The sequence below is a fragment of the Flagellimonas aquimarina genome (genome assembly GCF_003149745.1).
In the GTDB taxonomy this organism is placed as follows: Bacteria; Bacteroidota; Bacteroidia; order Flavobacteriales; family Flavobacteriaceae; genus Flagellimonas; species Flagellimonas aquimarina.
Genome location: NZ_QGEG01000002.1, coordinates 635,596 through 660,870 on the forward strand (window position 1 = coordinate 635,596; position 25,275 = coordinate 660,870).

Annotated in this window: 26 protein-coding genes; 11 read left to right on the top strand and 15 right to left on the bottom strand. The window is 36.5% G+C overall.

What is annotated here, in order from left to right:
- Positions 1 to 9: 9 nt before the first annotated feature.
- From DKG77_RS09605 to DKG77_RS09640, 8 genes are all read right to left on the bottom strand, one after another.
- Positions 10 to 1,245 carry a GNAT family N-acetyltransferase gene (locus DKG77_RS09605; RefSeq protein WP_109662505.1) on the bottom strand — a complete coding sequence of 412 codons (1,236 nt, stop codon included), beginning with the start codon at positions 1,243 to 1,245 and terminating at the stop codon, positions 10 to 12.
- Positions 1,235 to 2,320 carry a GNAT family N-acetyltransferase gene (locus tag DKG77_RS09610; RefSeq protein WP_165819377.1) on the bottom strand — a complete coding sequence of 362 codons (1,086 nt, stop codon included), beginning with the start codon at positions 2,318 to 2,320 and terminating at the stop codon, positions 1,235 to 1,237. The genes DKG77_RS09605 and DKG77_RS09610 overlap by 11 nt, the downstream gene beginning before the upstream one ends.
- Before the next feature lie 188 nt (positions 2,321 to 2,508).
- The gene (locus tag DKG77_RS09615) at positions 2,509 to 2,859 is read right to left on the bottom strand and encodes a DUF6515 family protein (protein ID WP_109662509.1); all 351 of its coding nucleotides are present in this window, start codon (positions 2,857 to 2,859) and stop codon (positions 2,509 to 2,511) included.
- Between the two features lie 110 nt (positions 2,860 to 2,969).
- Positions 2,970 to 3,419 carry a hypothetical protein gene (locus DKG77_RS09620; protein ID WP_243414902.1) on the bottom strand — a complete coding sequence of 150 codons (450 nt, stop codon included), beginning with the start codon at positions 3,417 to 3,419 and terminating at the stop codon, positions 2,970 to 2,972.
- Complete coding sequence (locus DKG77_RS09625) at positions 3,409 to 3,849, bottom strand: hypothetical protein (RefSeq protein WP_133248442.1); 441 nt, start codon at positions 3,847 to 3,849, stop codon at positions 3,409 to 3,411. The genes DKG77_RS09620 and DKG77_RS09625 overlap by 11 nt, the downstream gene beginning before the upstream one ends.
- 102 nt (positions 3,850 to 3,951) lie before the next feature.
- A complete protein-coding gene (locus DKG77_RS09630; protein WP_109662513.1) occupies positions 3,952 to 4,494 on the bottom strand; it encodes an RNA polymerase sigma factor in 543 nt (180 codons plus the stop codon).
- Positions 4,495 to 4,543: 49 nt separating this feature from the next.
- Positions 4,544 to 6,370, bottom strand: coding sequence for an ABC transporter ATP-binding protein (locus tag DKG77_RS09635; protein ID WP_109662515.1), 1,827 nt, complete (start codon positions 6,368 to 6,370; stop codon positions 4,544 to 4,546).
- A 4-nt stretch (positions 6,371 to 6,374) separates the two neighbouring features.
- The gene (locus DKG77_RS09640; RefSeq protein WP_109662517.1) at positions 6,375 to 8,081 is read right to left on the bottom strand and encodes a phospho-sugar mutase; all 1,707 of its coding nucleotides are present in this window, start codon (positions 8,079 to 8,081) and stop codon (positions 6,375 to 6,377) included.
- A gap of 152 nt (positions 8,082 to 8,233) precedes the next feature.
- On the opposite strand from DKG77_RS09640, the gene DKG77_RS09645 reads away from it, so the two are divergent.
- Positions 8,234 to 10,873, top strand: coding sequence for a T9SS type B sorting domain-containing protein (locus DKG77_RS09645; protein WP_109662518.1), 2,640 nt, complete (start codon positions 8,234 to 8,236; stop codon positions 10,871 to 10,873).
- Here DKG77_RS09645 and DKG77_RS09650 read toward each other — a convergent pair.
- Both DKG77_RS09650 and DKG77_RS09655 read right to left on the bottom strand, forming a co-directional pair.
- The gene (locus DKG77_RS09650; protein ID WP_109662520.1) at positions 10,870 to 11,817 is read right to left on the bottom strand and encodes a glycosyltransferase family 2 protein; all 948 of its coding nucleotides are present in this window, start codon (positions 11,815 to 11,817) and stop codon (positions 10,870 to 10,872) included. The genes DKG77_RS09645 and DKG77_RS09650 overlap by 4 nt on opposite strands.
- 42 nt (positions 11,818 to 11,859) lie before the next feature.
- Positions 11,860 to 12,378, bottom strand: coding sequence for a DUF4199 domain-containing protein (locus DKG77_RS09655; protein ID WP_109662522.1), 519 nt, complete (start codon positions 12,376 to 12,378; stop codon positions 11,860 to 11,862).
- A gap of 163 nt (positions 12,379 to 12,541) precedes the next feature.
- On the opposite strand from DKG77_RS09655, the gene DKG77_RS09660 reads away from it, so the two are divergent.
- Together DKG77_RS09660 and DKG77_RS09665 are read left to right on the top strand one after the other, a co-directional pair.
- Entirely contained in the window at positions 12,542 to 12,811 is a 270-nt protein-coding gene (locus DKG77_RS09660; RefSeq protein ID WP_109662524.1) for a type B 50S ribosomal protein L31, read from the top strand.
- 81 nt (positions 12,812 to 12,892) lie between these two features.
- Positions 12,893 to 14,068 (top strand): GlmU family protein, encoded by a 1,176-nt coding sequence (locus DKG77_RS09665; RefSeq protein ID WP_109662525.1) that lies wholly within the window; start codon positions 12,893 to 12,895, stop codon positions 14,066 to 14,068.
- A gap of 25 nt (positions 14,069 to 14,093) precedes the next feature.
- Here DKG77_RS09665 and DKG77_RS09670 read toward each other — a convergent pair whose 3' ends face one another.
- Positions 14,094 to 14,519, bottom strand: a complete 426-nt coding sequence (locus tag DKG77_RS09670) for a winged helix-turn-helix transcriptional regulator (RefSeq protein WP_109662527.1) — start codon at positions 14,517 to 14,519, stop codon at positions 14,094 to 14,096.
- Between the two features lie 101 nt (positions 14,520 to 14,620).
- Here DKG77_RS09670 and DKG77_RS09675 point away from each other — a divergent pair, with 101 nt between their 5' ends.
- The 4 genes from DKG77_RS09675 to mtaB all read left to right on the top strand — a co-directional run bounded on the left by DKG77_RS09675 (position 14,621) and on the right by mtaB (position 17,770).
- Positions 14,621 to 14,911: a DUF1330 domain-containing protein gene (locus tag DKG77_RS09675; RefSeq protein ID WP_109662529.1), complete on the top strand. Its 291-nt coding sequence runs from the start codon at positions 14,621 to 14,623 to the stop codon at positions 14,909 to 14,911.
- Positions 14,912 to 14,934: 23 nt separating this feature from the next.
- Positions 14,935 to 15,396, top strand: coding sequence for an SRPBCC family protein (locus DKG77_RS09680; RefSeq protein WP_109662531.1), 462 nt, complete (start codon positions 14,935 to 14,937; stop codon positions 15,394 to 15,396).
- 11 nt (positions 15,397 to 15,407) lie between these two features.
- Positions 15,408 to 16,193 carry an SDR family NAD(P)-dependent oxidoreductase gene (locus DKG77_RS09685; protein ID WP_109662533.1) on the top strand — a complete coding sequence of 262 codons (786 nt, stop codon included), beginning with the start codon at positions 15,408 to 15,410 and terminating at the stop codon, positions 16,191 to 16,193.
- Between the two features lie 248 nt (positions 16,194 to 16,441).
- On the top strand, positions 16,442 to 17,770 hold the full coding sequence (mtaB, locus tag DKG77_RS09690; RefSeq protein ID WP_109662534.1) for a tRNA (N(6)-L-threonylcarbamoyladenosine(37)-C(2))-methylthiotransferase MtaB: 1,329 nt from the start codon (positions 16,442 to 16,444) through the stop codon (positions 17,768 to 17,770).
- Between the two features lie 46 nt (positions 17,771 to 17,816).
- Here the strand turns inward: mtaB and DKG77_RS09695 are convergent, their stop codons facing one another.
- On the bottom strand, positions 17,817 to 18,110 hold the full coding sequence (locus DKG77_RS09695) for a GNAT family N-acetyltransferase (RefSeq protein ID WP_109662536.1): 294 nt from the start codon (positions 18,108 to 18,110) through the stop codon (positions 17,817 to 17,819).
- 162 nt (positions 18,111 to 18,272) lie between these two features.
- On the opposite strand from DKG77_RS09695, the gene DKG77_RS09700 reads away from it, so the two are divergent.
- The gene (locus tag DKG77_RS09700) at positions 18,273 to 18,950 is read left to right on the top strand and encodes an alpha/beta fold hydrolase (protein ID WP_109662538.1); all 678 of its coding nucleotides are present in this window, start codon (positions 18,273 to 18,275) and stop codon (positions 18,948 to 18,950) included.
- A 34-nt stretch (positions 18,951 to 18,984) separates the two neighbouring features.
- Positions 18,985 to 19,944, top strand: a complete 960-nt coding sequence (locus tag DKG77_RS09705; protein ID WP_109662540.1) for a lytic transglycosylase domain-containing protein — start codon at positions 18,985 to 18,987, stop codon at positions 19,942 to 19,944.
- Positions 19,945 to 20,036: 92 nt separating this feature from the next.
- Here the strand turns inward: DKG77_RS09705 and DKG77_RS09710 are convergent, their stop codons facing one another.
- The 3 genes from DKG77_RS09710 to DKG77_RS09720 form a co-directional block, all read right to left on the bottom strand.
- On the bottom strand, positions 20,037 to 20,660 hold the full coding sequence (locus tag DKG77_RS09710; RefSeq protein WP_109662542.1) for an FMN-dependent NADH-azoreductase: 624 nt from the start codon (positions 20,658 to 20,660) through the stop codon (positions 20,037 to 20,039).
- Between the two features lie 63 nt (positions 20,661 to 20,723).
- Positions 20,724 to 21,305 (bottom strand): Crp/Fnr family transcriptional regulator, encoded by a 582-nt coding sequence (locus DKG77_RS09715; protein WP_109662544.1) that lies wholly within the window; start codon positions 21,303 to 21,305, stop codon positions 20,724 to 20,726.
- A gap of 185 nt (positions 21,306 to 21,490) precedes the next feature.
- A complete protein-coding gene (locus DKG77_RS09720; RefSeq protein WP_109662546.1) occupies positions 21,491 to 22,006 on the bottom strand; it encodes a hypothetical protein in 516 nt (171 codons plus the stop codon).
- Between the two features lie 154 nt (positions 22,007 to 22,160).
- Here DKG77_RS09720 and rpmH point away from each other — a divergent pair, with 154 nt between their 5' ends.
- Entirely contained in the window at positions 22,161 to 22,319 is a 159-nt protein-coding gene (gene rpmH, locus DKG77_RS09725) for a 50S ribosomal protein L34 (protein ID WP_082433296.1), read from the top strand.
- A gap of 102 nt (positions 22,320 to 22,421) precedes the next feature.
- The gene (gene carB, locus DKG77_RS09730; RefSeq protein ID WP_109662548.1) at positions 22,422 to 25,274 is read left to right on the top strand and encodes a carbamoyl-phosphate synthase large subunit; all 2,853 of its coding nucleotides are present in this window, start codon (positions 22,422 to 22,424) and stop codon (positions 25,272 to 25,274) included.
- The last annotated feature ends 1 nt before the right edge of the window (position 25,275 follow it).

The window sequence follows — 25,275 nt, forward strand, 5'->3', positions numbered from 1 at the left end:
ACTTAAAACTTAATAAAGAAACACTTTCTTAATAGTTTTTTTTCCTTGAAATAGGTACTGTTTTCCAACATCGGAGATGTTGAAGACAATAACATCTTTGGCAGCCTCACCATAGAGGTATAAAAATTCAAAAAGTATTTTTTTTATTTCTGGTCCGTATCCATTAATTTTTGTCTTGGCAACATTTTTTTTCATATCAAAATCTTTAAACAGAAACTTTCTGTCAATACAATCAATTGTATTGACAATGTTTGGTTTTCCGTTGTAAAATAGAAAGTGGATTTTGTTCAGTAGTAGATTCAAGTTCTTCTCTCTAAGATATTGTTTTAGTGTAAAGAAATTGCTCATCACCGCTGCCCTAATGGTAGACATAAGTGATTTTGGATCATATAGAATATGGTATTCAAAATCATATTGTCTGGTGGCCCATCTTACCTTATAATCAAAATATCCTTTAGAAAAATCCAGCGTTTTGAATTTGTTCTCTATTCCCCATTGAATTAAGTACATAATGTTGACCGACCCCAAATGGAATTTGGCATAATCTGTATCAAAAACGGTTATAGCGTCAAAAATGATGTCCTTGGAAAAATAGTTTAGAGTAATTGCAATGGGTTCATTCCTGTCGAAGATTACGAAGAGGCCCGCTTCTTTTTTTTGAACCATTGGGTAGGCCACCTGTTTGTAAAAGTTCCATTCTTCCTTATCTAAATTGTTATTGTGCTCTCCCTTTCTCTGGAATCTTTTTTCAAGCAAAACCCTGAATTTTTCAAAGATTTCGTCAAACCTATTCCGGTCCATCTCACCAATATACATAACTGACTTAATATCAAAACATTCTTCAAGTTTTCGGCTATACTTTTTGAGTTTGTATCTACTGTTTTTTTTAAACTTACGATGCATGAAATCCTGCAAACTGGCAAATTGGCTTAGCTCTATCAAAAAACCAGGGTATTGAGCAATTTTTTTAAGTTTGCCCCCTTTTACAGGCAATGTTGTTGGGCAGTTTAAATAAGAGGGAACATCATATATCAAACAAGTTTTTCCCTGCAGGGAAATAATGTTTTCATTGGAATAACGAACACCTTTGGTATGCGTTTTTCCAATATTGATGAATAGCCCTGAATGTTCCTTATAAAAAGCCATGTCTTTAATACCGGGGATACTTATTATAGAACCATTTTTTCCAAAGCTATTGAACCAAATGTCAGTAAATGTTTCCGAGGTGAATGGGTTATCGGTCATTTCCTAAACAATTTATTTTAGATATTTCTATTTCGGTACTTGTTCCTTGGCGATATAATGGAAAAAAACACGAGTTCTTGTCTATTTCCATGGCATCCAAAGCTTGTTTCTGCTTTAGTAGTTCTTGATATTTTTTTTCATCTACAACATATTGCCATGAACAGAATTTTCTATAATCATTTGAGAATCCTGATTTGAAATAAAAAAGAGAGTCCTGATCATGGACCCCAAGTCCCCCGCCAAGATTGAAATAGGTATACCCTTCTTTTGTGGCTTGGATCCTTTCATGATCTATGAGCAATTTTATAGGATTAAGATGAAAATATTGGGCTTTGACCCCGGACAAATGATATTGTACTATTCCATTATTTCTTGTAAAAATGGCTCCTCCAGCAAAATCACCTGTCTGCTTGTGTTTAGCCACTTTAAGTTCCGCGTTTATTTGAGGACTTGCCAACAGTTCATAGAAGTATTCCTTTCCAAAAAAATAACTGGATTTTGCCTTTACCCTTTTCATGTTTTCACAATATGTTCCAATAAAAATATCAAGACAGTTGTCGCAAGAGCCATCGATTATTTCATATTCTTTTGCCTCTTTGTTAATGTATGTTTTAAGTCTTTTCTTGTATTGTTGTTTTTGTTGCTCTAAGTTTTTGGTCAAATCAATATTTACCACATTTCCATGGGAAACTATTTTTCCTATTCCTTGCAAAATTGAACTCTGATACGAAACAAACGGATGTAATCTGGAAAACACGGATACAATCTGGTTGTCCCTTAAAAACTCCTCCAACTTTTTTCCAAAATCCCAATTATTGAACTGTGAGTCAATATTTTTACCAATAGGCCCACCATAACCATAGACAGAAGTTGCATCCTTGAGATGGGTTCCTTCAATATCCCTTATGAGCAATGGTAGGGCAATACGCCTATCACCATCGTTGTATTCAATCAAGGCCGGCCGTTCTCCATTTTTTTTTGAGATTTGGTGATAATCATACGTATGGTAAAAATCAGTTCCCTCACATTGTCCAACCAATTCTCCCCAGGTCTTTCTATCTTTTACAACATTCATGCTTTTTTGTTTTGAGAATGTGCGAGCAAAATAGCAGGTGAAGATTTTGGACGCTATGACAAATGTCATATGTATGAATAAATGAGTTGATAGGAATCAAAAAATCGATGAAATCACCAACTGGTTGATTAAAATATAAAAGGGTGACGATTTTATCGTCACCCTTTTAACTAAAATAACCAAACCAACTAAACGTTGACAACTACAAAATGCCTTCCTGATTTCTTATACCAAATACCCTTGTACTTATATAGTTTTCTTCCATTGACCAGAACAACTTTTCGGGTTCTAGGGAGTCTTCTTACTTTTATTCCTACTGGAGCAGCACATACTACATATTTTTTGTTTCGTGCCTTGTACCACACTCCATCTGCGAAATAGAAATTGGTTTTATTATGGACAACTACTTTAGGTTTAGTGACTTTTGTTACGACCGTACCGTGTTTTGGGTATACGCGAACAACTGTTCGTTGTGCGTTTGTAACCGTAATAGCACCTAAAAGAGTAATTGTGACCAATATTGTTTTTAAAGTTTTCATACTATTTGTTTTAATGATTTTCTAGTAGTATGACTTTAGTGTTGGAAGAAGGTTTAATCACAAAAGGAGCCAAAAGGCTCCTTTTTAATTTATTTCATCGAGTTTTGGTTTTATCCACCACCCATTTTACGTTTTCTATATTGTTGTAATAATCGCTTTTTAAAATCTTCTTCTGCTTTTAATAGCAATAACACTTTTTTTGGAGGGACAACTTTTCTAATTTCCGCTATAAAATCTTGTTCTGCATTATATTTCTTTTTGTGCATTGCAATATACTTGTCCAATAGGGTAGAAGTTTCTTCCTGAGACATATTTTCAAGGAGTATGGCTTGGGACTTCAATTCTACTCGTTCATTTCTTCGAATGCCTTCCAATATTTTTTCATGTTCGTTATAAATAGGCCAAAACAGTTGTGCTTCTTCACTTGTTAGGCTCAATCTTTCTGTAATGAATGCTACTTTTAATGTTTTTATACGTTCCCTTCCAGGGCCTTGGGCATAAAACAAGGTTGCGCTCATCATAAGAATGGATAGTATGAGTAGTCTTTTATTAATAGTCATTGTAATCTAAATTTAAATCCTCAATGTTGTCCACATTTTCATCTAAGTATTCAAGGATATTTTCATCTTCTAGGGCATTGTCCAATACATCATTTGCTTCGAGACTGTTCAGGGACACTACTTCTGCTATTTCGTAAGTGCTCATATCAAGTTCTGTGCTTTCAAAATACGCATCTATTTCTGCACTGGCCAAATCTTCGAATGTTATTGGTATATCTGCTTTCCAGGTTAGTCCAAAAATCAAAATAAATATTGCTGCTATTGCGGCAGCACCATAATAGTATTTTTTGGACAATTTAAGTTGAACAACCTTGACCTCTTTTGTTTTTACTTTAAAAGCATCAAAATACCCTTCTGGTATACTAAAGCCATCAGATTTTGGAATTATGGATTCTCCCTGTACAGTTTCTTCTTCATTAATTTTGTCCATGAGCCGCTCATGGAAACTGTCAAAGTAACCTTCAGGGGTTTTGAATTTATTTTTGTGGCTCTCTTTCATTATATTACTGTGACCTTTAAATATTTAAAAGGTTTAATTTGCCTTAAGATACGTTTCAATTTTCTTAACTGCCAAATGATACGAGGCTTTTAAGGCCCCTACAGATGTTTCCAGTACCTCGGAAATCTCTTCGTACTTCATTTCTTGAAAATATTTCATTGTAAAAACCAACTTTTGCTTATCTGGAAGAGCAGCCAAAGCTTTTTGTAATTTTAACTGAATTTCATCACCTTCAAAATAAACATCGGATTGTAAATTTTCCACCAAAGATGTTTTTAATTCCTCATTACTTATCCCCATTTTTTTTGATTTCTGTTTCAAAAAGGTAAGGGATTCATTGGTGGCAATGCGATACATCCATGAGTACAGCTTGCTGTCACCTTTAAAACCATCAATGTTTTTGTACACCTTTATAAAGGTGTTTTGGAGCACATCATCGGTATCATCGTGGTCTAAAACTATTCTACGAATATGCCAATACAAACGTTCTTTGTAAGTGTTGACCAACACTTCAAAGGCCTTTGCTTGGCTTTCTTTTTCTTTTAGTTTGTTGACTAAGGCTTCCTCAGCAATCAATTGTTTTTACAATTTTGTGCTTTGACTCTACTTTTATGAAAAGGTTTAATTACACAGTAAAAGACTGCATTTCAACCAGTTTTTTATAACCTTTTTTAGATTTCATGAGTTCTTCATGGGTACCTTGTTCAACAATCTTTCCTTTGCTGAGCACAACTATGGAATCTGCATTTTGAATGGTAGAAAGACGATGCGCAATTACTATGGAAGTCCTGTTTTGCATCATTTTTTCTAAAGCATCTTGTACCAAGCGTTCGCTTTCAGTATCCAATGCTGACGTGGCTTCATCGAGAATCATGATAGGTGGGTTTTTTAACACTGCCCTTGCAATGGAAAGGCGTTGTTTTTGACCACCACTTAGCTTATTTCCGCTATCTCCTATATTAGTATCGTACCCATTGGGAAGTTCCTTAATAAAATCATGGGCATTTGCAACTTTGGCAGCAGCTATGATTTCATCTTCGATGGCACCTTCTTTGCCTAGACCAATATTATTTTTTACGGTATCGTTGAACAAAATAGAATCTTGGGTCACCAGCCCCATTAATCCACGGAGCGATTTTTTAGTGATATCCTTAATATTTGTATTATCTATTAAAATCTCCCCTTCATTTACATCGTAGAAACGGGTTACCAAATTGGCTATGGTACTTTTTCCACTACCTGACTGCCCCACAAGTGCTACAGTTTGTCCTTTCTTGACTTTGAGATTGAAACCTTCCAAAACATAGTCGTCTTCATATTTGAAGGATATGTCTTTTATGGTGACATCTTCTGTAAAATCTGTTTTTTCAATTGAATCTTTACTGTCAGCAATTGGATTTTCAGATTCTAATATTTCCAAAACCCGCTCAGCAGCTGCATTTCCTTTGCGCACGCCATAAGAAGCTTTGCTGATTGCCTTGGCAGGTGTAAGAATATTGTACGCCAAGCCCATATAGGCAATAAAGGAGGAAGCGTCCAGGGTCTTGTCTACCAATACCATTTTCCCCCCAAACCAAAGTAATACCCCAATGACCAAAATCCCAAGGAATTCTCCAGTGGGAGAGGCTAAATTTTGTCTATTCAGCAAAGAGTTGGAAAACTTAAAAAACCGATTCGTAGAGTTTTTAAAGGTGCTAAAAAATTTCGATTCAGCATTAAACGCCTTGATTACCCTTAAACCCCCAAGTGTTTCTTCAACTATAGAAAGAAACTCTCCTTGTTCTTTTTGAACTTTATCCGATTGTTTTTTGAGTGATTTTCCTATTCTAGAGATGATCATTCCTGCTATAGGAATAAAAACAAACACAAAAATGGTAAGCTTGGCGCTAATTCCAAACATTATTAAAATTGTGAATACAATGGTTAAAGGTTCCCTAACAATCAACTCGAGGATAGAAAGGAAGGAGTGCTGAATTTCCAATACATCCGAGGTTATTCTTGCTATAACATCTCCTTTTCTTTTCTCAGAAAAATACGATATGGGCAAATCCACTATTTTCTGATACATCTTATTGCGGACATCTTTTAAAACCCCATTCCTCAAGAAAGTTATGAAGTACATGGCCAGATAGTTAAAGGCATTCTTGAGCAAGAAAAGGACTAAGACCAATCCTATGACCAAAACCAAGCCTTTCATATCATCATCACCAGAATACTGGGTAACATGGTAGTTAATATAATCCTGCAGATAGTCCTTTGAACTGGAAAACCCTTTATATGTGGGTTCTGCCAAAACCTTCTGCTCTGGCTTAAACAATACATCCAACATGGGAATCAATGCTGCAAAAGAGAGTGCGCTAAAGAGCGCATAAAGAATATTAAAAAATATATTCAAAAAGCCGTATCTGCGATATGGTCTCGCAAACTGGAGAATCTTTTTAAAGTAATTCATTCACCTATAAATTCAGTTCGGAAAGGATGCCATCAATTTTGATGTCCAACTGCGAATTTACGGATTTATAATCCTCCGCTTTTTCTAATTTGGTATTTGTGCTAATGTAAAATTTTACTTTAGGTTCCGTACCACTGGGCCTAGCTGCTATTCGGGTACCGTCTTCGGTTTCATAGATCAATACATTGGATTTTGGTAAGTCTATTTCTTTTTCTTCTCCAGTCAGGACATTTTTAGCAACAGAAGTGTTGTAATCTTCAATCCAGACCACTTTTGAACCTTGTACCGATTCCACTGGATTTTCTTTAAAATCAATCAGCATTTGTTTGATTTCTTCAGCACCACTAATTCCCTTTTTGGTCAAGGAAATCAATTTTTCCTTGTAAAAACCAAAGCTGACGTAAGCGTCTATTAAATCTTTATAAAAAGAACTGCCGTTTGCTTTTGCATCTGCAGCAATCTCACAAGCTAACAGGGTAGAGGTCACGGCATCTTTGTCACGCACAAAATCACCTACCATATACCCAAAACTTTCTTCTCCACCTCCAACAAAGGTAGAGTCTGGAAAATCCTTGATCATTTTGCCTATCCATTTAAACCCGGTCAAGGCAGTTTTAAATTCAACTCCATAGGCTTTGGCCATTTGCTCCATCATTGGTGTGGAAACAATTGTAGTTGCAATGAATTCGTTGCCCTTAAAACCATTTTCCTTGTATTTGTCCAAAAGGAATTTGGTCATCAACACCATTGTTTGGTTTCCATTGAGCAATTCTATTTTTCCTTCTAGATTTCTTACAGCAATCCCTAATCGGTCACTATCTGGATCTGTGCCCACTACCATATCGGCACCAATTTCCTCGGCTTTTTTAATTGCCATTTCAAGTGCTTCAGGTTCTTCCGGGTTTGGAGATTTCACCGTGGGGAAGTCCCCGTCAGGCTTAGCCTGTTCTTCAATGATCGTAACGTTCTTGTATCCAGCTCGTTTTAAAACTTCTGGAATGGCAGTTATAGAAGTTCCATGAAGTGAGGTAAACACAATTTTAAAATTGTCTTTTTCTTTAGCGCCAAAACTTCCTTTACTAACCGATGCTTTAAAAAAGGCTTCATCAACATCTTTATCAATTAGCTTGATCAGACTTTCATTAGCTTCAAAATTGATGTCCTCAAAAGAAAGGGAATTGATTTCTGCAATGATTTCTCCATCTTGAGGCGGTACAATTTGTCCGCCATCTGTCCAATATACTTTGTAGCCGTTATATTCCGGTGGGTTATGGGAGGCGGTCAGTACAATTCCTGCATGACAATTCAAATGTTTTACGGCAAAGGACAGCTCCGGAGTAGTTCGTAGCTCTGAAAACAAGAAAACCTTAATGCCATTTGCTGATAAAATTTCAGAAACTGTTCGTGCAAGGGTGTCCGAGTTATGTCGGCAGTCATAGGCAATTACAACTTTAACTTCTTCAGAGGCATATATTTTCTTTAGATAATTTCCTAAGCCTTGGGTATTTTTCCCCAAGGTATATTTATTGATTCTATTTGTTCCTACGCCCATCATGCCCCTCATTCCTCCTGTACCAAATTCCAAATCTTTGTAGAAACGTTCTTTTAGTTCTTCTGTGTCATTTTCAATAAGATGTTGAATCTCTTTTTTGGTTTCAGAATCAAAAAAATCGGTTAGCCAAGTTTGAGCTGCGGCGGTTATGGAGTTCATAGAATCACAGTATTTTAGTTGGGCATAAAATTACATTAGAATATCTAAATTAGTGAAGCACAAAGGTGTTTTTACCGCGTTTCAGCAAAAAAAGTACCTCCTATGCCCAAATTCTTATGAATTGTTGGTGATTTTCTATACTTTGTGAGGCTATGAGGGGATTGATAGCTATTTTAATATTCCTTTTTGTTACTAATGTATTTTGTCAAAGAGAAGCCTCAAATTGGTATTTTGGGACTTTTGCGGGTCTTAATTTTAATTCTGGTACTCCAGAACCCTTATTCGACGGTCAAATACGAACTGCCGAAGGTTGTGAGGCATTTTCGGACTCTGATGGTAATCTACTTTTTTATACGGAAGGAAATTCCGTTTGGAATCGGTTTCATGAAGTTATGCCCAATGGTGTTGGATTAGGGGGTAGTTTCTCTACCACCCAATCAGCTTTGGTGGTTCCCAATCCTGTCAACCCTAACATCTATTATATTTTCACGCCAGATGATGCATTGGCCTATAAGCTGAACAGTCCAAATGGTTTTAATTATTCAATAGTGAATATGTCTTTGGACGGTGGTAGAGGAGACATAACAACAAAGAATGCTAACTTATTAACGGAAGGGTCAGAAAAGGTTTCTGCCGTTTTAGGATCTACAGGAGATTTTTACTGGGTAATAACCCAATTCCGAAATAGCTTTTATGCATACAGAGTAGATGGAACCGGTGTTAATTCTACTCCAGTGGTATCTACCATTGGCCCTATGATAGATAACATGGACAATATTAGAGGCGCTCTTAAGGTTTCTCCTAATGGAGAACGCATAGCAATTGCCCATACCATTCTTTCGCCCACATACGCTTCAAGTCTTTATTTATTTGATTTTGACACATCTACGGGCATTGTGAGCAATCCAAATGACATAGGGGACCAGCGAGTCTACTACGGAGTGGAGTTTTCTTCAGATTCTTCAAAACTATATGCAAGTGGAAAGAATATTGAAACAAGCGGAGGAGGAGTATCCCTTAATGAAGTCAACATTGTGCAGTTTGATTTGGATGCCGCAAATATTACAGCCTCGGAATATATAGTTCAAAGGTTTCCAGATGAAGTCGGGGTAGAAATTTCAGGTGCTTTGCAAATAGGAATTGATAAGAAAATTTATCATGCCGTGCCAAATTCTAACCTTTCTGTTATAAGAACACCTAACCTAAATGGGATAAATTGTGACTTTAGGTTATATGGGGTCGATTTGGGGCCAAGGTCATCTACTTATGGGCTGCCACCTTTTATCCAATCATTGTTTGAAACTATAGTGACAATCGAAAATTTTTGCGAAGGAGATACAACAACATTCACAACTGATTCTTCCGGTGATATTGCATCGGTAAATTGGGATTTTGGAGATCCCTTTTCCGGAACAGCGAATTTTTCAAATAACCTTAATCCAACCCATGTTTTTAGTAGGCCAGGGGTATATACTGTTACAATTGAAGTAGATTTTCTTAGTGGTCCTTCAAAAACATTTATAGAGTTTGTGGAGATTGCGGAAATCCCCAATGTTTTGAACGCGGTTACCTTGGTTCAATGCGATATAGATGGCGCAGATGACGGAATATCATCTTTGAACTTAACAGAGGCCATTGCTTTGTATGCAAATGGCAATCCTGACATTGGAGGGCTATTTTTTGATAATTTATCCGATGCTCAAAACAATATAAATCAGCTTGATCCTTTGGCTTATGAGAATACTGTAAATGGACAGGTCATATATGCCAGGGCCTTTGAGAATGCCGAGTGCTTTACCATTGTAGAGATAATACTGGAAGTTCAACCATTATCAGACTTAGGGCTTTATGATTCAATTACGGTATGTGCAGATGAAGAAGTTGGTTTAGCACTTATTGTTGATGTTACCTTAGCTTGGGATTTTCTAAAAAATGATTTTCCTAGTAGCGATGAGATCTATTTGTTTAGTTCAGAAGAAGATGCTTTGTTAGAGTTAAATGAATTGCCACTGGAAGACAAAGTTTTTGGCCCATTTGATGAAAGAGCTTTTTATTTTAGAATAGAAGAAGACAATGCTTGTGAATTTATTGGAAAATTAGACATAGACCTAGTTGTTGTTCCAGATTTTGAAAATACGGTCACAACGGCCCTTTGCAATGGAGAAATTGAACTTATGGCACCAGAAGGATATGATAACTATGAATGGTCCACAAATGTGGTGGGACAACAAAATATTGTGGTAGAAGAATTGGGGCAGTATACAGTAACTTTTTCCAATTCGGTTTGTGAATTTGAGCAAACTTTTATTGTTGAAAACTCAAGTGAAAATAAAATCAAAAAAATAGATGTACTCGATTTTAGAAGGAACAATGAAGTTCGCATAAATATGGAGGTTGAACAAGATGATGTGGTGTATTCTATTGATGCAGGAAATACTTTTCAATCTTCCAATTTTTTTAAAAACGTTCAACCTGGGATCTATGATGTTTTTGTGGATTTAGGTTGCTCCATATTAAAGGAAACAATAATAGTAGGTGGCTTGGCTACCTTTTTTACTCCTAACAGTGATGGTTTTAATGATATATGGACACTTTCCAATGCAGAGTTTTTTCCAAACTTTAACATCAGTATTTTTGATAGATATGGTAAGTATGTTGGTGGGTTTAACAATGCCCAAATTGGCTGGGACGGGAACTTAAACAGCTCGCCTGTTCCTTCAGATGACTATTGGTACAAACTAGAACTGGAAGAAGGCAGAACAATTACAGGGTACTTTGCGTTAAAACGCTAAAGGTTTATTCTATTGCTTATTTTATAATTTTCACCTGCTTTTCTGGAACGCACCAAAATTTCCCCTAAAAAACCGGCTAAAAAAAACTGTGTTCCAATTATCATTGCAGTAAGTGCAATATAGAATTGTGGCCGTTGTGTGATTAAACGTCCTGTTGGGTTCAAAAATAATTTGTCCACGCCCAAATAAATGGCGAACCCTAGTCCAACTGTGAACATGAGCACTCCCAAAGCACCAAAAAGATGCATTGGTTGTCTTCCAAATTTTGAAACAAACCAAATGGTAATTAAATCTAAAAAGCCATTGATAAAGCGCTCTGCACCAAATTTGGTGGTTCCATATTTTCTCGCTTGATGTTGCACAACTTTTTCAGTGATTTTGGAAAAACCGGCATTCTTTGCAAGGACAGGAATATACCGGTGCATATCTCCTGATACCTCAATATTTTTAACAACATCCTTTTTAAATGCCTTAAGTCCGCAATTAAAATCATGAAGTTTTACGCCCGATGTTTTCCTGGCCGCCCAATTGAAAAGTTTTGAGGGCATGTTTTTGGTTATGATGGAGTCGTAGCGTTTCTTTTTCCAACCAGAAACAACATGGTTACCACCTTCTTTGATCAATTCATAAAGTTCTGGAATTTCCTCTGGATTGTCTTGTAGGTCTGCATCCATCGTAATGACCACATCTCCTTGTGCAGATTTAAAGCCTGCATGCAAAGCTTGGGATTTTCCAAAGTTTTTCAAGAACCGAATCCCTTTTACGTTATCATTTTTTGAAGCGAGTTCCGTAATAGTTTGCCAAGAACCATCTGTACTGCCGTCATCAATAAAAATGACCTCATATAAAAAACGATTGGACTGCATAACTTTTGCAATCCAATCATGGAGTTCTATTAAGGATTCTTGCTCGTTAAGTAAAGGGATTACAATGGAAATCTGCATTGATTATTTCTGGAATTCCTTTCAAAAATAGCATTTTTTGTCTTAGTATGCTGGTTTGGCTTTTTTAAGAATTAAACCAGTGATTAGACCTAAAACAAGTCCGATAATTACATTTATTATCAAAATAAAAGGATAGCCCATCCACCAGAATTTGATGCTCTGCTCTTTTTGCAGGTCAAATTGTTCTTGTGTGATCTCCCCGCTTTCCAAAGCAGGTCCTAAACGCGCATCCATAATTTTAGAAGGTGTGTCGGGGTCAATAACGTTTGTTAGGACAAGATTGTATACTATTGCGATGATTGCAGATATTAACGCAATGCCAGCACCAATTTTCAAGGCTTCACTTAGAGTCAAAAACCCTTTATTAGCCTTCCTAAAATTTGAAATACCTATAAAAGTAACAACCGCGGCCATTACAATTCCAATAATCATAAGCGCAGGACTTTGTGAAGTGTGCAGTTCCTGTGTAAACAGCATAATGCCAAAGACCACGCTTAAACCTCCTAGGATTAATCCGTAGTTAAGGGAAAATTTCCCTGTTTTTGGTTGATTTTCTTCCATTTTGTAAAAATTTTGTTGTTGATTGTAGTTTGTTAGTGAGCAACATAAATGTTTTGTTACACTTAAAGGTAGATTTTTTCTTTTTTACGTTTTTTAAGTTGGGATTATCAAAGAAATTATTAAATTTGCACCTCGAAAATTCTGAGATTTAAGTTTTAAGACGATGAGAAAAGGTATACACCCAGAAAATTATAGATTGGTAGCTTTTAAGGATATGTCAAATGATGATGTATTTCTAACAAAATCTACTGCTGAAGCAAAAGAGACGATCACTGTTGATGGTGTTGAGTATCCTTTGGTAAAATTGGAAATATCTAGAACTTCTCACCCTTATTATACAGGTAAAACCAAATTGGTTGATACAGCTGGTAGAATTGATAAGTTCAAAAACAAATACAAGAAATTCAGCAAAGAGGAAAAAAGCGAAGAATAAGCAGATTTCTCTTAATAATATAGAACGCTCCTGATAATTGTCAGGGGCGTTTTTTATTTTTACACCATTCAAACTATAACCATGAACTATATACTTTCTGATGGACCACAAAGAGAATCTTTGCTTCCCTTTACCTTTACAAGGCCAGTTGCAGAAATAAGGATAGGAATTTTGACCATAAAGGAAAAATGGGAAAAGTATCTGAATACGACGGTTAGCTTTAGGACAGAAGCTTATTTATCAGAGAAATACCCAATGGTGGAAGCGGCAGAGAATATTGTTATTATTTCATCCTATCTGCCTAACCCGCAACTTTTGGAAGCCATTGGTTCTTTAAAAGAGGGAGAAGCTCTTTTTTATGAGGATAAAGTGGTGGCATATCATACCAAAAATCCAAAAAATGATATTGACCTTTCTAAATACGCAATTGTAAATAGTACAGGAGATATATTTACCGTTGAGAACACTTGGGATATCTTTTCTAAGAATGGGGAGGCATTACAGGCAGATTTTGATTTAATTACCAAGAACAGAAAAAGTGCTCCAATTTCTGAGACGAACAGATTGATCGCTCCAGAAAACATTTTTTTAGAAGAAGGCGCAAAAGTGGAGCATAGTATTCTAAATGCCTCTAATGGACCAATATATGTTGGCAAAAATGCAGAGATCTGGGAAGGCTGCCTTGTTAGAGGAGCTTTGGCACTATGCGAGAACGCCATAGTGAAAATGGGAGCTAAAATGTATGGTCCAACCACCATAGGTCCTTACGGAAAGGTTTGTGGTGAGGTCAACAACTCGGTTATTTTTGGATATTCAAGCAAAGGCCATGATGGCTATTTAGGAAATGCAGTATTGGGCGAGTGGTGCAATATAGGAGCAGACTCCAACAACTCCAATTTAAAAAACAACTACGCCAAAGTACGTTTATGGAACTATGCCACAGAAAAGTTCGACCATACGGGCTTACAGTTTTGTGGACTAATGATGGGTGATCACAGCAAAACGGCAATAAATACAATGCTCAATACGGGAACGGTAATTGGAGTAAATTCAAATATATATGTTCCTGGTTTCCCAAGAAATTTTGTACCAAGCTTTAGTTGGGGGGGCGCTTCTGGGTTTACCACATATATGCCCAAAAAGGCTTTTGAGGCAGCAGCGGTAATGATGGAGCGAAGAGGGGTGAAGTTTGATGAAAAAGAAGCCCGTATTTTAGAGCATGTATTTGAATTGACCAAAAAGTGGAGGAATTATTAAAGGAGTTTTTACGCAAACATGTAATCTAGTTTTTAGTAACAGCTTCATACTCTTTTAAAAGGGCTGCGCTCATTTTGTCCTGTAATTTTTTGCCTCCTTTTACAAGTTCTGAGACATGTATTCTATCTTTTTCAGAAACTTTTCTATGGTTTAAACTCCATAATGACATTGCTATCATAATAGGCATTAAGTCAATACCTGTTTTGGTTAATGTGTATATATTTTTTTGTTTGTGCTTGGAGTCGTTTGTTTTAATAATAATTCCTGATTCCTCCAGTTTATTAAGCCTGTCGGTTAAAATGTTACTGGCAATTTTCTCATCAGACTCCCTAATTTCATTAAAGTACCGTTTTCCATCAAACATGATATCCCTGATTATCAACAGGGTCCATTTATCCCCAAAGACTTCAAGGTATTGATTTATTGGGCATGATGATTTTAGCTCTTTCATATCAAGTTTTATATTAAAACTAGTTGCAAAATGAAATTAGTTTGATATATTTGAGAAGTTGTTTTTTGCAACTAGTCAAATATACATGAAAATTCAGACTCATGAACAGAGGTTATCTAATTGAAAATTACACTGTAATAGATAAGAGGAATTACATCCCTCCCGTAAAAACGATCAATGAAATGCTGAAAAAGTTTAACGGAAAATTTTTAGTGGCAACACCAAAAGCTAAAACTTTATTGGGAGCACCACTAGAAGTTGTTATAGTCATAGAATTTAAATCTGTTGACAATGCTGATGAATTTTATAATTCTAAGGAGTATGAGGAATATAAAAAACTATATGAAAACACCACATATGGCTGGGTATGTATAGCTCCAGAATATGCTTAAAACTAAATTAACACTATTTGAATATGGATTTTAAAAAAACAATTAACGTTAAAACATCAAATGAAAAAGTCTTTAAGGCAATAACAACAGATGTCAACAAGTGGTGGGGAAATGTAGATAACAAAATGGCAAATAAAATTGGGAGTGAGTTTTCTGTCTTTTTTGAAGAGAATACAGAATGGCGGTTTGTGATTTCAGAACTGAGGGAATTTAGCCATGTAACCTGGAAGTGCATTTATGCAAACCACTCGTTTTCAGGGCTTAAAGGCATTAAAGAGGAGTGGCTTAATAGTGAGATAATATTTGTGTGTAAAGTACAGAAGGACAATATGGTACAACTCTCGTTTACTCACAAAGGATTGACACCAGATTTAAATTGCTATGAGATTTGTAATGCCGGATGGACCCACTTTATAGTCAATAGCCTTAAACAATATTTAGAAACAGGAACTGGAATCCCGAACCTGGTTAATACTAAAAATTAATACTCAATTATATGAACAATCAATTACTAATAAACAAGAATGCACTTGTTTTTGGGGCTAAAGGAGCTACGGGAAAGCAAGTTTCAAAGGCATTAAAAATGCAAGGAGCCACTATTTATATGTCCGATATTAACGTAGAGGGCCTTGCCGAGGAATCGGAATTAGGTCAAGTACGGAAGCTGGATACTTTAGATGAGGCTGCTGTTTTGGAATATTTTGACTGGTTTAAAAAGGAGAATGTAAATGTAGATATTGTAATTAATTTAAGTGCTTCAAATCCCGCAGAATATAATCACGGAAAACCTGCGATGGAAGTATCCTTAGAGCAATTTATGATGCCTTTGAAATCTACTACCGCTTGCCAGTTTCTTACCGCTAAAGCCGCCTACCCAATTATGTCTAAACAAGGACAAGGAGTTATTATTTTCATTACATCTACCTTGGCTAAGGTAGGCTCTCCATGGAGTCCCGCATTAACGGCGTCCCATGCAGCTACTGAAGGTTTGCTAAAAAGTTTGGCTAACGAGTGGGGTGCAGAAGGTGTAAGGGTAATTGGGGTAAGAACAGAGGCAATGCCAGACTCCCCTACAATTGACTATACTTTTGCCACCATGGGGTTAAATATGGGAATGAGCAGAGATGAAATGCAGCAATTTATAGTGGAAAATAAAACAGCTATGAAAAAACTTCCTTCCACAGAGAATACAGCAAACGTAGTGGTGTTGGCGGCATCTGAATTAGCAAATTACATGACTGGAACTATCTTAAACCAATCCGTGGGACACATATTAGAATAATAGTTGAAAAAAGTATATAATTCGATCTGTTAATTGGCAGAGTGAATTATGGTTTCATAACCTATAGGATACCTTTTAGCATTAATTCTGAAACAGGTTCTAAAGAGAAGAACTATGATCAGAGATGATATCATTGTTTAAAAATCAATTTTCGTTTAGTAAGAGAGGTTTATTGTGTAAGACTTTCTTGCTACCAAACCTCAAATCAATTTAGTAACTTTGCACCCCTTAAAATCAGGGATGTGTCCATGAACAAGAAAGTTGCCTTTTATACATTGGGCTGTAAGCTTAATTTCTCCGAAACTTCTACCATAGCGAGAAGTTTTGAAGGAGAAGGTTTTGATCGTGTGGACTTTTCGGAAAAGGCGGATATTTATGTGATTAATACTTGTTCCGTTACAGAAAATGCAGATAAGCGTTTTAAAACGATTGTAAAGCAAGCGCAAAAAAGCAATTCAGATGCCTTTGTAGCCGCTGTTGGATGCTACGCACAACTAAAACCAGAGCAGTTGGCCGCCGTTGATGGTGTAGACTTAGTATTGGGTGCTACGGAAAAGTTTAAAATAACGGATTACTTAAACGACCTTACCAAAAATGATAGGGGAGAAGTCCATTCTTGTGAAATTGAGGATGCCGATTTTTATGTTGGAAGTTATGCCATTGGAGACAGGACCAGGGCATTTTTAAAAGTACAGGATGGTTGCGATTATAAATGTACGTACTGTACCATACCATTGGCCAGAGGTATTTCTCGTAGCGATACCTTACAAAATGTGCTGCAAAATGCAACAGAAATTGCCGCTAAGAACATTAAAGAAATTGTGCTTACCGGAGTCAATATTGGAGATTACGGCAAAGGGGAGTTTGGGAACAAAAAGCACGAACACACTTTTTTGGATTTGGTAAAAGCTTTGGATGAAATAGAAGGAATTCATCGTTTAAGAATATCATCTATTGAACCCAATCTTTTAAAAAATGAGACAATAGACTTTGTTTCCAAAAGCAATTCGTTTGTGCCACATTTTCATATTCCCTTGCAGAGCGGGAGTGATGCTATTCTAAAATTGATGCGGCGCAGGTATCTATCCAATCTATATGTTGATAGGGTAAGCCAAATTAGGCGAGCTATGCCACATGCCTGCATTGGAGTAGATGTTATTGTTGGTTTTCCAGGGGAAACAGATGAGCATTTTTTAGAAACCTATCATTTCCTGAACGAGCTGGATATTTCCTATTTGCACGTCTTTACCTATTCAGAACGTGACAATACCTTGGCAGCAGAAATGGAAGATGTGGTTCCAAAAAACATTAGGAACAAACGCAGTAAAATGCTACGTGGACTTTCTGTAAAAAAGCGAAGAGCATTTTATGAGAGTCAAATTGGAAGTGTGCGCACTGTTTTGTTTGAAGGCGAAAATAAGTCGGGGTACATTCATGGTTTCACGGAAAACTATGTAAAGGTAAAGGCACCATGGAATCCAGAATTGATTAACCAATTGCATAAAGTGGAGCTCACCAGAATTGATGAAGACGGATTGGTTCGTTTTAAATTTGTTCCAGAAAAAGTTTTGGCATAAAAAAAAACCTCTCAATTGAGAGGTTTTAAAAAAATCAGTTTTTTAGTTAGATGCGTATTCCAACCGGAAGCATCTCTTTATACTGTCTGTTCTTTCTCAAAAAGCCTGCAATGTGCGGGCTAGTAGGAACAACCCTAAGGTTTTTCTCTTGTATCTGATGTAAAACGGCTTTGATAAAAGTTTCTTTAAAGCCTTCTTGTGTAATTTCTTCAGGAATTACAAGTTTGGTTAAAAATACTTTGCGTTCTTGTGAAGAGTACTCAATTTTAGCTAAATGCCCATTCAACTTAGTTTCAAATTGGCGCAAGAAACTATTGTCATTAACTTCCATTTCTGTCATATAGAATTATTTTAAAATTGACACTGTCTAATTACCGAAGTGGTAATTTTATTGTTCCCATTTAAGATGCATATGTAATATTAAGCGGGGCTAATTGCAAAAGGGACACAAAATTAGTCAAAAATTTGTTAATTTCCTAGCCTAATCGATATTCGGTGAGAAATGCCCGACAACAAAATACATGTATACCTTATACCAGGAATGGCCGCCAACTCATCAATATTTGATGCAATTAGATTACCTCCGGAAACCTTTGAAAGCCACAAATTAGAATGGTTTATACCTGACAAAGGAATGACCTTGGAAGCCTATGCCAAAGAAATGATACAAAAGATTACTCATGAGAACCCCGTTTTGTTAGGGGTTTCATTTGGAGGTCTTTTAGCTCAGGAGATAGCAAAGCATAAAAAAGTATCCAAAATAATAGCTGTCTCTTGTGTAAAAAAAAGCACTGAGTTACCTAAAAGAATGATTTTTGCAAAATATACCAAAGTGCACAAATTACTCCCAACAGGTTTGGTGAACAATGTGGAACTCTTGGCCAAGTATGCCTTTGGCGAAACAGTAACCAAACGTATAGAACTCTATGAAAAATACCTTTCCATTAGAGATAAGCGGTATATAGATTGGGCCATAGATAACATTGTAAACTGGGAACAGGCCAATGCACCTAAAAACCTTGTTCATATTCAAGGTGAAAGAGATACTGTGTTCCCAATAACCAATATTAAAGATTGTATTACGGTCAAAAACGGCACCCATGCCATGATAATTCATAGGGCAAAGTGGTTTAATGAGAACCTGCCTGCAATTATTTTAGAAGAAGGTAGTTCTATATAGTATCTTTACATAACATACATTTAAGAGATTTGGCATGAAACATATTAAAAATATCTTAGCAGCTATTGGATTAGTAGTAGTAATTGGCAGTCTTATTTTCGCGGTTCAGTCTGGTCCAGAGCATAAGGTGGAAAATGATGGAGCTGCTGATACTGAAAAAAACATCTCGGACGGATATAAAATAAGTGCTATTGAGATTCCAGAAGATTTAAATTTTGCAGGAGAGCAGGTGCCTTTTGAGGACCCTGAAATCATGGAACGGGTAGATAGAGAGTTTTTGGTGAATACCTATTGGCAATCCAACGCTTTGTTGTTAATGAAACGTGCTAATAAATACTTTCCTATTATAGAACCAATTTTGGCAAAAAATGGAATCCCAGATGACTTTAAATATTTGGCAGTTGCTGAGAGTGGCTTACAGAATGTTGTTTCTCATGCCGGTGCTACAGGATTTTGGCAGATAATGAAGGCAACAGGCAAAGAGTATGGACTAGAGGTGAACTCCAATGTTGATGAACGCTATCATATTGAAAAATCTACCCAAGTAGCGTGTGACTATCTTAAAAAATGGAAAAAACGCTTTGGTAGCTGGACGTTGACTGCCGCAGCGTACAATGCCGGTCCTGGTGGCATCCGAAAATATATGAACATTCAGAAAGCGGATGATTACTATGATCTGTTATTAGGAGAGGAAACTGGACGGTACGTTTTTAGAATTTTGGCGATAAAAGAGATTATTTCCAATCCTGACAAGTACGGTTTTGCTGTTGAAAAGGATGATTTTTATAATGCAGTGCCCACTTTTTCTGTGGAAGTAGATGCTGCTGTGGGCAGTTGGGCGGATTTTGCTCACGAATATGAAATCAACTACAAGGTTTTAAAAAGACACAATCCTTGGCTGAGAGAACCTCACTTAAACAATGCCTCTGGTAAAAAGTATGTGATTGAAATCCCTAACAAAGGGTATTACCGCAACACCAGCCCTGGGCAGTAGTTTTTGCCTGACCATTTTTTGTTTTAAACACAGGATTTTCCGAGTACACACAGAACAAACAATTAACTACATGTTGTGGGCAACACAGTTTTTTAAATCTGTTCAATCCTCTGGTAGATTTCTTTTTTAGAGCTCTCAAATATTTCTCCACCAAACTCTTCATTGTCCAATGAAATTATAGAAATGTCTTTTATTCCCATAATCCCGAAAACAAATTTCAAGTAGGTTGTTTGGAAATTCATATGTTCGTTTTTCTCGTTTTCCCCATAGCCTGTGTCTCCACGACTTGACAGAATGAACATTTTTTTGTTTTCAAGAATTCCAACATAATCTCCGTCTGGCTCGCCTGAACGGAATTTCCAAGTTTCATTGATTCTCATAAGTTGGTCGATGTAAGATTTTAATCCACTGGGAATTGACCAATTGTACATTGGCGTTCCCAAAACATAAATATTATGTTCCTTAAACTCTTTAACTAATTCATTGCTAAACTCAACACCCGACTGGTTTTCTTTTGTTCTTTCATTTGGTTTGATAAATGCGCTTGCAATCCATTTTTCATTTATGGGCGGGATTTCCTCTAACCCAACTTCTCGATGAGTAAAATTGTCGTTAGGATTTTTCTTTTTCCAATTATCCTCAAAAAGTTCCGTTAGTTTTCTACTGTGAGATTTCTCTTTTCTTACACTTGCATTGATGATTAAAACTTTGTTCATGGTCTTAAATTTTGATTATGAAACAAAGTTCCGAATTGAGAAAGGAAAAAAAATTGATGTAGTTTAAGATGCTTTGATTTTTTTACGGATTCTACTCAAAAATTCGGCAGTAATTCCTAAATAAGATGCAATTAAATAATTTGGCACTTTCTCCGAAATTTTCGGGTAATTTTTCAAAAAATCCATATATCGTTGTTCTGCATCAAGAATGTTATTTAAGATTATTCTCCTCTGTAAACTCCCAAGATAATTTTCAAGGATAATTCTAAAAAAGCGCTCAAGTTTCGGGATTTGCTTCAACATTTCTTGAAAAGAGTCGTAGCGGATTTGTAGCAGTGTGGTATGTTCAATGGCTTGAATGTTGTAAATCGAAGGGCTTTGTTTTTGAAAACTTTCAATATCTGTTGCCCACCAATTTTCAATTGCAAAATATAGGATCTCTTCCTTTCCTGTTTCTGGGTTTATATAAAAAGCCTTCAATGTTCCGTTAACAACAAAATTATCAGTTCCACAAGTCTCTCCATTTCTTAAAAGATAATCCCCTTTTTGAAGGGTTTTCTCTGCCCAAAAAGTCTCAATTAAATTTTCTTCTTCAGAACTTAACTTAATGTATTTTGAAATTGAATTGGTTAGTTGTTCTTTCATTCAAATTGTTGCCAACTTTAAAGGACATGAATTCGTTTAAATGAATTATATCCAACGACAAGTGAAGTTAAAGGATTTTATTTTGAAATGCTAGGTTGACTTGATGGGTATATCCATCAATTTGATACATTGGATGAAATTAACATTTGAAGAAGAGATAATAAACGAAAGAAGCGCGTAAAAGCTTAAATTTTCTTCATCTGCTGCTGCATCATCTTGATCTGTTCGGTAAGCATATTGTTTTTATCCAGCTTTTTTGCTTCCTTCAACAGCTGTGTAGCTTCGCGTTTTCTGCGTTTTTGCATGGAAATACCTGCAAGACTCAATTTGGCCATGGCTACATCATAATCCATGGTCAAACCTAATTTCAGTGCCTTTTTAAAATACTTTTCCGCTTGGGTCAGGTTTTTCTGGGAATAAATAATGCCATGTAAATAATTATAGTACCCTTGTTGCTTTTTGATCAATGCAGATTCTGGATTCTTTATTTTGCTCAACCACTTTTGGGTACCTTCCATATCTTGTTTACGCATTCTTAGAAAGGACAAAAGAATAAGTTCATTTCTAAAATAAAGAAAAATGAATACCAGAGATAAAAAAATCAACGCTATGCCATTGCCAATGTAGCCTTCAATAAATTGATAAACTGCAAACGCAATAATTAGAACGGCTATAACAAGTTTTATATTTTTGTTGAACATATGTAGTAGAGATTTTACCTTAAATTAAGAGGAGGCAAAAGTACTAAAAACTAATTTAAATATTTTCTTTTAGTGCTTGTCAAAGTAAAAACTCTTTGTATATTTGCGCCCAGAATTTCAGAAAGTCTTTTGGCTTTTTTATAATCCGTAAGAAATGAAAAGAACGTATCAGCCGTCAAAAAGAAAGAGAAGAAACAAACATGGTTTTAGAGAGCGCATGGCGACTGCCAATGGTAGAAAAGTTCTTGCGAGAAGGAGAGCAAAAGGAAGAAAAAAACTAACTGTCTCATCAGAACCACGTCATAAAAAATAATGACTGTAAATAACTTTTTAATAAAGGTGCTACTTTTTCAAGTTTAGCACCTTTTTTTTGACCTAATTTTGAAAAATTTGTAAACGAGTAACCCTATATAGAATGCCAAAAAGAGAAGATCTTAAATCCATTTTGATTATTGGTTCTGGCCCCATCATCATTGGCCAGGCATGTGAGTTTGATTATTCTGGTTCCCAAGCCCTTCGTTCGCTTCGCGAAGACGGGATTGAAACCATTTTGATCAATAGCAATCCAGCTACTATTATGACCGACCCAGTAATGGCGGACCATATATATCTAAAACCATTAACAACAAAATCGATTATTGAGATTTTAAAAAAACACCCCAATATCGATGCAGTGTTACCAACAATGGGAGGGCAAACGGCCCTGAACCTTTGTATTGAGGCTGATGAAAAAGGTATTTGGGAAGACTTTGGTGTTGAAATTATTGGGGTTGATATTGATGCGATCAATATTACTGAGGATAGGGAGAAGTTTAGAGAGCTCATGCTCAAAATTGGCATTGGCATGGCACCGCAGGCAACGGCAACATCATTTTTAAAAGGGAAAGAAATTGCACAGGAGTTTGGGTTCCCATTGGTGATAAGAGCTTCGTTTACACTTGGTGGGGCAGGGGCGTCCATTGTTTATGATCCAGAGGATTTTGATGACTTGTTAAGTCATGGACTGGAGGTTTCACCTATCCATGAAGTAATGATTGACAAGGCTTTGATGGGTTGGAAAGAATATGAACTAGAATTGCTTCGAGATAAAAATGATAATGTGGTTATCATATGTGCCATAGAAAATATGGATCCAATGGGAATTCACACAGGGGATTCCATTACCGTAGCTCCGGCTATGACACTTTCAGATCGTACTTATCAGCGTATGCGGGATATGGCGATACATATGATGCGCAGTATTGGTGATTTTGCCGGGGGATGTAATGTACAATTTGCCGTAAGTCCAGATGAAAAAGAGGATATTATAGCCATTGAGATCAATCCTAGGGTATCTAGATCATCAGCTTTAGCTTCAAAAGCAACAGGATACCCCATTGCAAAAATAGCGGCTAAGCTGGCTATTGGCTATTCTTTGGATGAGTTGGAAAACCAGATTACCAAATCCACATCTGCTTTGTTTGAACCTACTTTGGATTACGTTATTGTAAAGATCCCAAGATGGAACTTTGACAAATTCGAAGGGTCAGACAGGACCTTAGGGCTTCAGATGAAATCAGTGGGAGAGGTAATGGGTATCGGTCGTTCCTTTCAAGAAGCCCTGCACAAGGCAACGCAGTCGTTAGAAATAAAACGCAATGGTCTTGGAGCCGATGGCAAAGGTTATACGGATTACGACAAAATAATTCATAAATTGAAAGTTCCAAGTTGGGATAGAGTATTCGTTATTTATGATGCCATTCAACTAGGGATTTCGCTTAAAAGAATCCACGACATTACGAAAATAGATATGTGGTTCTTAAAGCAATATGAAGAACTACACTTTCTTGAACAGGAAATTTCAAAATACACAGTAGAGAGTTTACCAAAGACTCTTTTATTGGAGGCCAAGCAGAAAGGCTTTGCTGATAGGCAGATAGCCCACATGTTGGATTGTTATGAGAGCGAAGTGCATAGCAAACGTACCAACCTTGGCATTAACAGAGTGTATAAATTGGTGGACACCTGCGCTGCAGAGTTTAAGGCCATGACACCCTATTATTACTCCACTTTTGAGGAAGAAATAGAAACCGCAGATGGTACAAGGTATGTTGCCAATGACAGCGAAGTAACCGATAAGAAGAAAATTGTGGTGTTGGGTTCTGGACCCAATAGAATAGGTCAGGGTATAGAGTTTGACTATTGTTGTGTTCATGGGGTTTTGGCCGCTGCGGAATGCGGTTATGAGACTATCATGATCAACTGTAACCCCGAAACGGTGTCAACCGATTTTGACACAGCGGATAAACTTTATTTTGAACCTGTATTTTGGGAACATATTTATGACATTATCCGTCATGAAAAACCCGAAGGTGTAATTGTTCAATTAGGAGGACAGACCGCATTGAAGCTTGCAGAGAAACTAGATAAATACGGCATCAATATTATAGGAACCACGTTTAAATCTTTGGATTTGGCAGAAGATAGAGGAAGTTTCTCCACCCTTTTAAAGGACAACAACATTCCGTATCCAAGATTTGGTGTTGCAGAAACTGCTGATGAAGCCTTGGAACTTGCAGATGAACTAAATTTCCCTCTTTTGGTAAGACCCTCTTATGTATTGGGAGGACAAGGGATGAAGATTGTCATCAATAAAGAGGAGTTGGAAGCCCATGTTATTGACTTATTGGGAAAAATCCCAAACAATAAATTACTGCTAGATCATTATTTAGATGGAGCTATTGAGGCAGAGGCAGATGCAATATGTGATGGGGAAGAAGTCTACATCATTGGTATAATGGAACATATTGAGCCGTGTGGAATACACTCTGGTGACTCAAATGCCACATTACCACCATTCAATCTAGGAGAGTTTGTAATGCAACAAATTAAAGACCATACGCATAAAATTGCTTTAGAATTGAATACTGTTGGTCTAATCAACATTCAATTTGCCATTAAAGATGATATGGTTTACATAATTGAAGCAAACCCAAGGGCTTCTCGTACGGTACCATTCATTGCAAAAGCGTATGGAGAGCCTTACGTAAATTTTGCAACCAAAGTGATGCTGGGCGAGAAGAAAATTAAAGATTTTGACTTTAAACCACATTTGGATGGATATGCCATAAAACAACCTGTTTTTTCTTTTAACAAGTTTCCAAACGTCAATAAGAACCTTGGTCCAGAAATGAAAAGTACAGGGGAAAGCATCCTATTTATAGATAGTCTAAAAGACGATGAATTCTATAACTTATATTCCCGAAGAAAAATGTATTTAAGTAAATAAA

Coding starts and splice junctions, on each gene's coding strand:
- DKG77_RS09650 (WP_109662520.1), bottom strand. CDS start 11,817: ATGCAGATTTCCATTGTAATCCCTTTACTTAACGAGCAAGAATCCTTA.
- DKG77_RS09635 (WP_109662515.1), bottom strand. CDS start 6,370: ATGAATTACTTTAAAAAGATTCTCCAGTTTGCGAGACCATATCGCAGA.
- DKG77_RS09660 (WP_109662524.1), top strand. CDS start 12,542: ATGAGAAAAGGTATACACCCAGAAAATTATAGATTGGTAGCTTTTAAG.
- DKG77_RS09715 (WP_109662544.1), bottom strand. CDS start 21,305: ATGAAAGAACAACTAACCAATTCAATTTCAAAATACATTAAGTTAAGT.
- DKG77_RS09675 (WP_109662529.1), top strand. CDS start 14,621: ATGAACAGAGGTTATCTAATTGAAAATTACACTGTAATAGATAAGAGG.
- DKG77_RS09610 (WP_165819377.1), bottom strand. CDS start 2,320: ATGAATGTTGTAAAAGATAGAAAGACCTGGGGAGAATTGGTTGGACAA.
- DKG77_RS09640 (WP_109662517.1), bottom strand. CDS start 8,081: ATGAACTCCATAACCGCCGCAGCTCAAACTTGGCTAACCGATTTTTTT.
- DKG77_RS09645 (WP_109662518.1), top strand. CDS start 8,234: ATGAGGGGATTGATAGCTATTTTAATATTCCTTTTTGTTACTAATGTA.
- DKG77_RS09680 (WP_109662531.1), top strand. CDS start 14,935: ATGGATTTTAAAAAAACAATTAACGTTAAAACATCAAATGAAAAAGTC.
- DKG77_RS09605 (WP_109662505.1), bottom strand. CDS start 1,245: ATGACCGATAACCCATTCACCTCGGAAACATTTACTGACATTTGGTTC.
- DKG77_RS09670 (WP_109662527.1), bottom strand. CDS start 14,519: ATGAAAGAGCTAAAATCATCATGCCCAATAAATCAATACCTTGAAGTC.
- DKG77_RS09615 (WP_109662509.1), bottom strand. CDS start 2,859: ATGAAAACTTTAAAAACAATATTGGTCACAATTACTCTTTTAGGTGCT.
- DKG77_RS09665 (WP_109662525.1), top strand. CDS start 12,893: ATGAACTATATACTTTCTGATGGACCACAAAGAGAATCTTTGCTTCCC.
- DKG77_RS09695 (WP_109662536.1), bottom strand. CDS start 18,110: ATGACAGAAATGGAAGTTAATGACAATAGTTTCTTGCGCCAATTTGAA.
- rpmH (WP_082433296.1), top strand. CDS start 22,161: ATGAAAAGAACGTATCAGCCGTCAAAAAGAAAGAGAAGAAACAAACAT.
- DKG77_RS09685 (WP_109662533.1), top strand. CDS start 15,408: ATGAACAATCAATTACTAATAAACAAGAATGCACTTGTTTTTGGGGCT.
- DKG77_RS09625 (WP_133248442.1), bottom strand. CDS start 3,849: ATGGACAAAATTAATGAAGAAGAAACTGTACAGGGAGAATCCATAATT.
- DKG77_RS09720 (WP_109662546.1), bottom strand. CDS start 22,006: ATGTTCAACAAAAATATAAAACTTGTTATAGCCGTTCTAATTATTGCG.
- DKG77_RS09620 (WP_243414902.1), bottom strand. CDS start 3,419: ATGACTATTAATAAAAGACTACTCATACTATCCATTCTTATGATGAGC.
- DKG77_RS09705 (WP_109662540.1), top strand. CDS start 18,985: ATGAAACATATTAAAAATATCTTAGCAGCTATTGGATTAGTAGTAGTA.
- DKG77_RS09710 (WP_109662542.1), bottom strand. CDS start 20,660: ATGAACAAAGTTTTAATCATCAATGCAAGTGTAAGAAAAGAGAAATCT.
- DKG77_RS09655 (WP_109662522.1), bottom strand. CDS start 12,378: ATGGAAGAAAATCAACCAAAAACAGGGAAATTTTCCCTTAACTACGGA.
- carB (WP_109662548.1), top strand. CDS start 22,422: ATGCCAAAAAGAGAAGATCTTAAATCCATTTTGATTATTGGTTCTGGC.
- mtaB (WP_109662534.1), top strand. CDS start 16,442: ATGAACAAGAAAGTTGCCTTTTATACATTGGGCTGTAAGCTTAATTTC.
- DKG77_RS09700 (WP_109662538.1), top strand. CDS start 18,273: ATGCCCGACAACAAAATACATGTATACCTTATACCAGGAATGGCCGCC.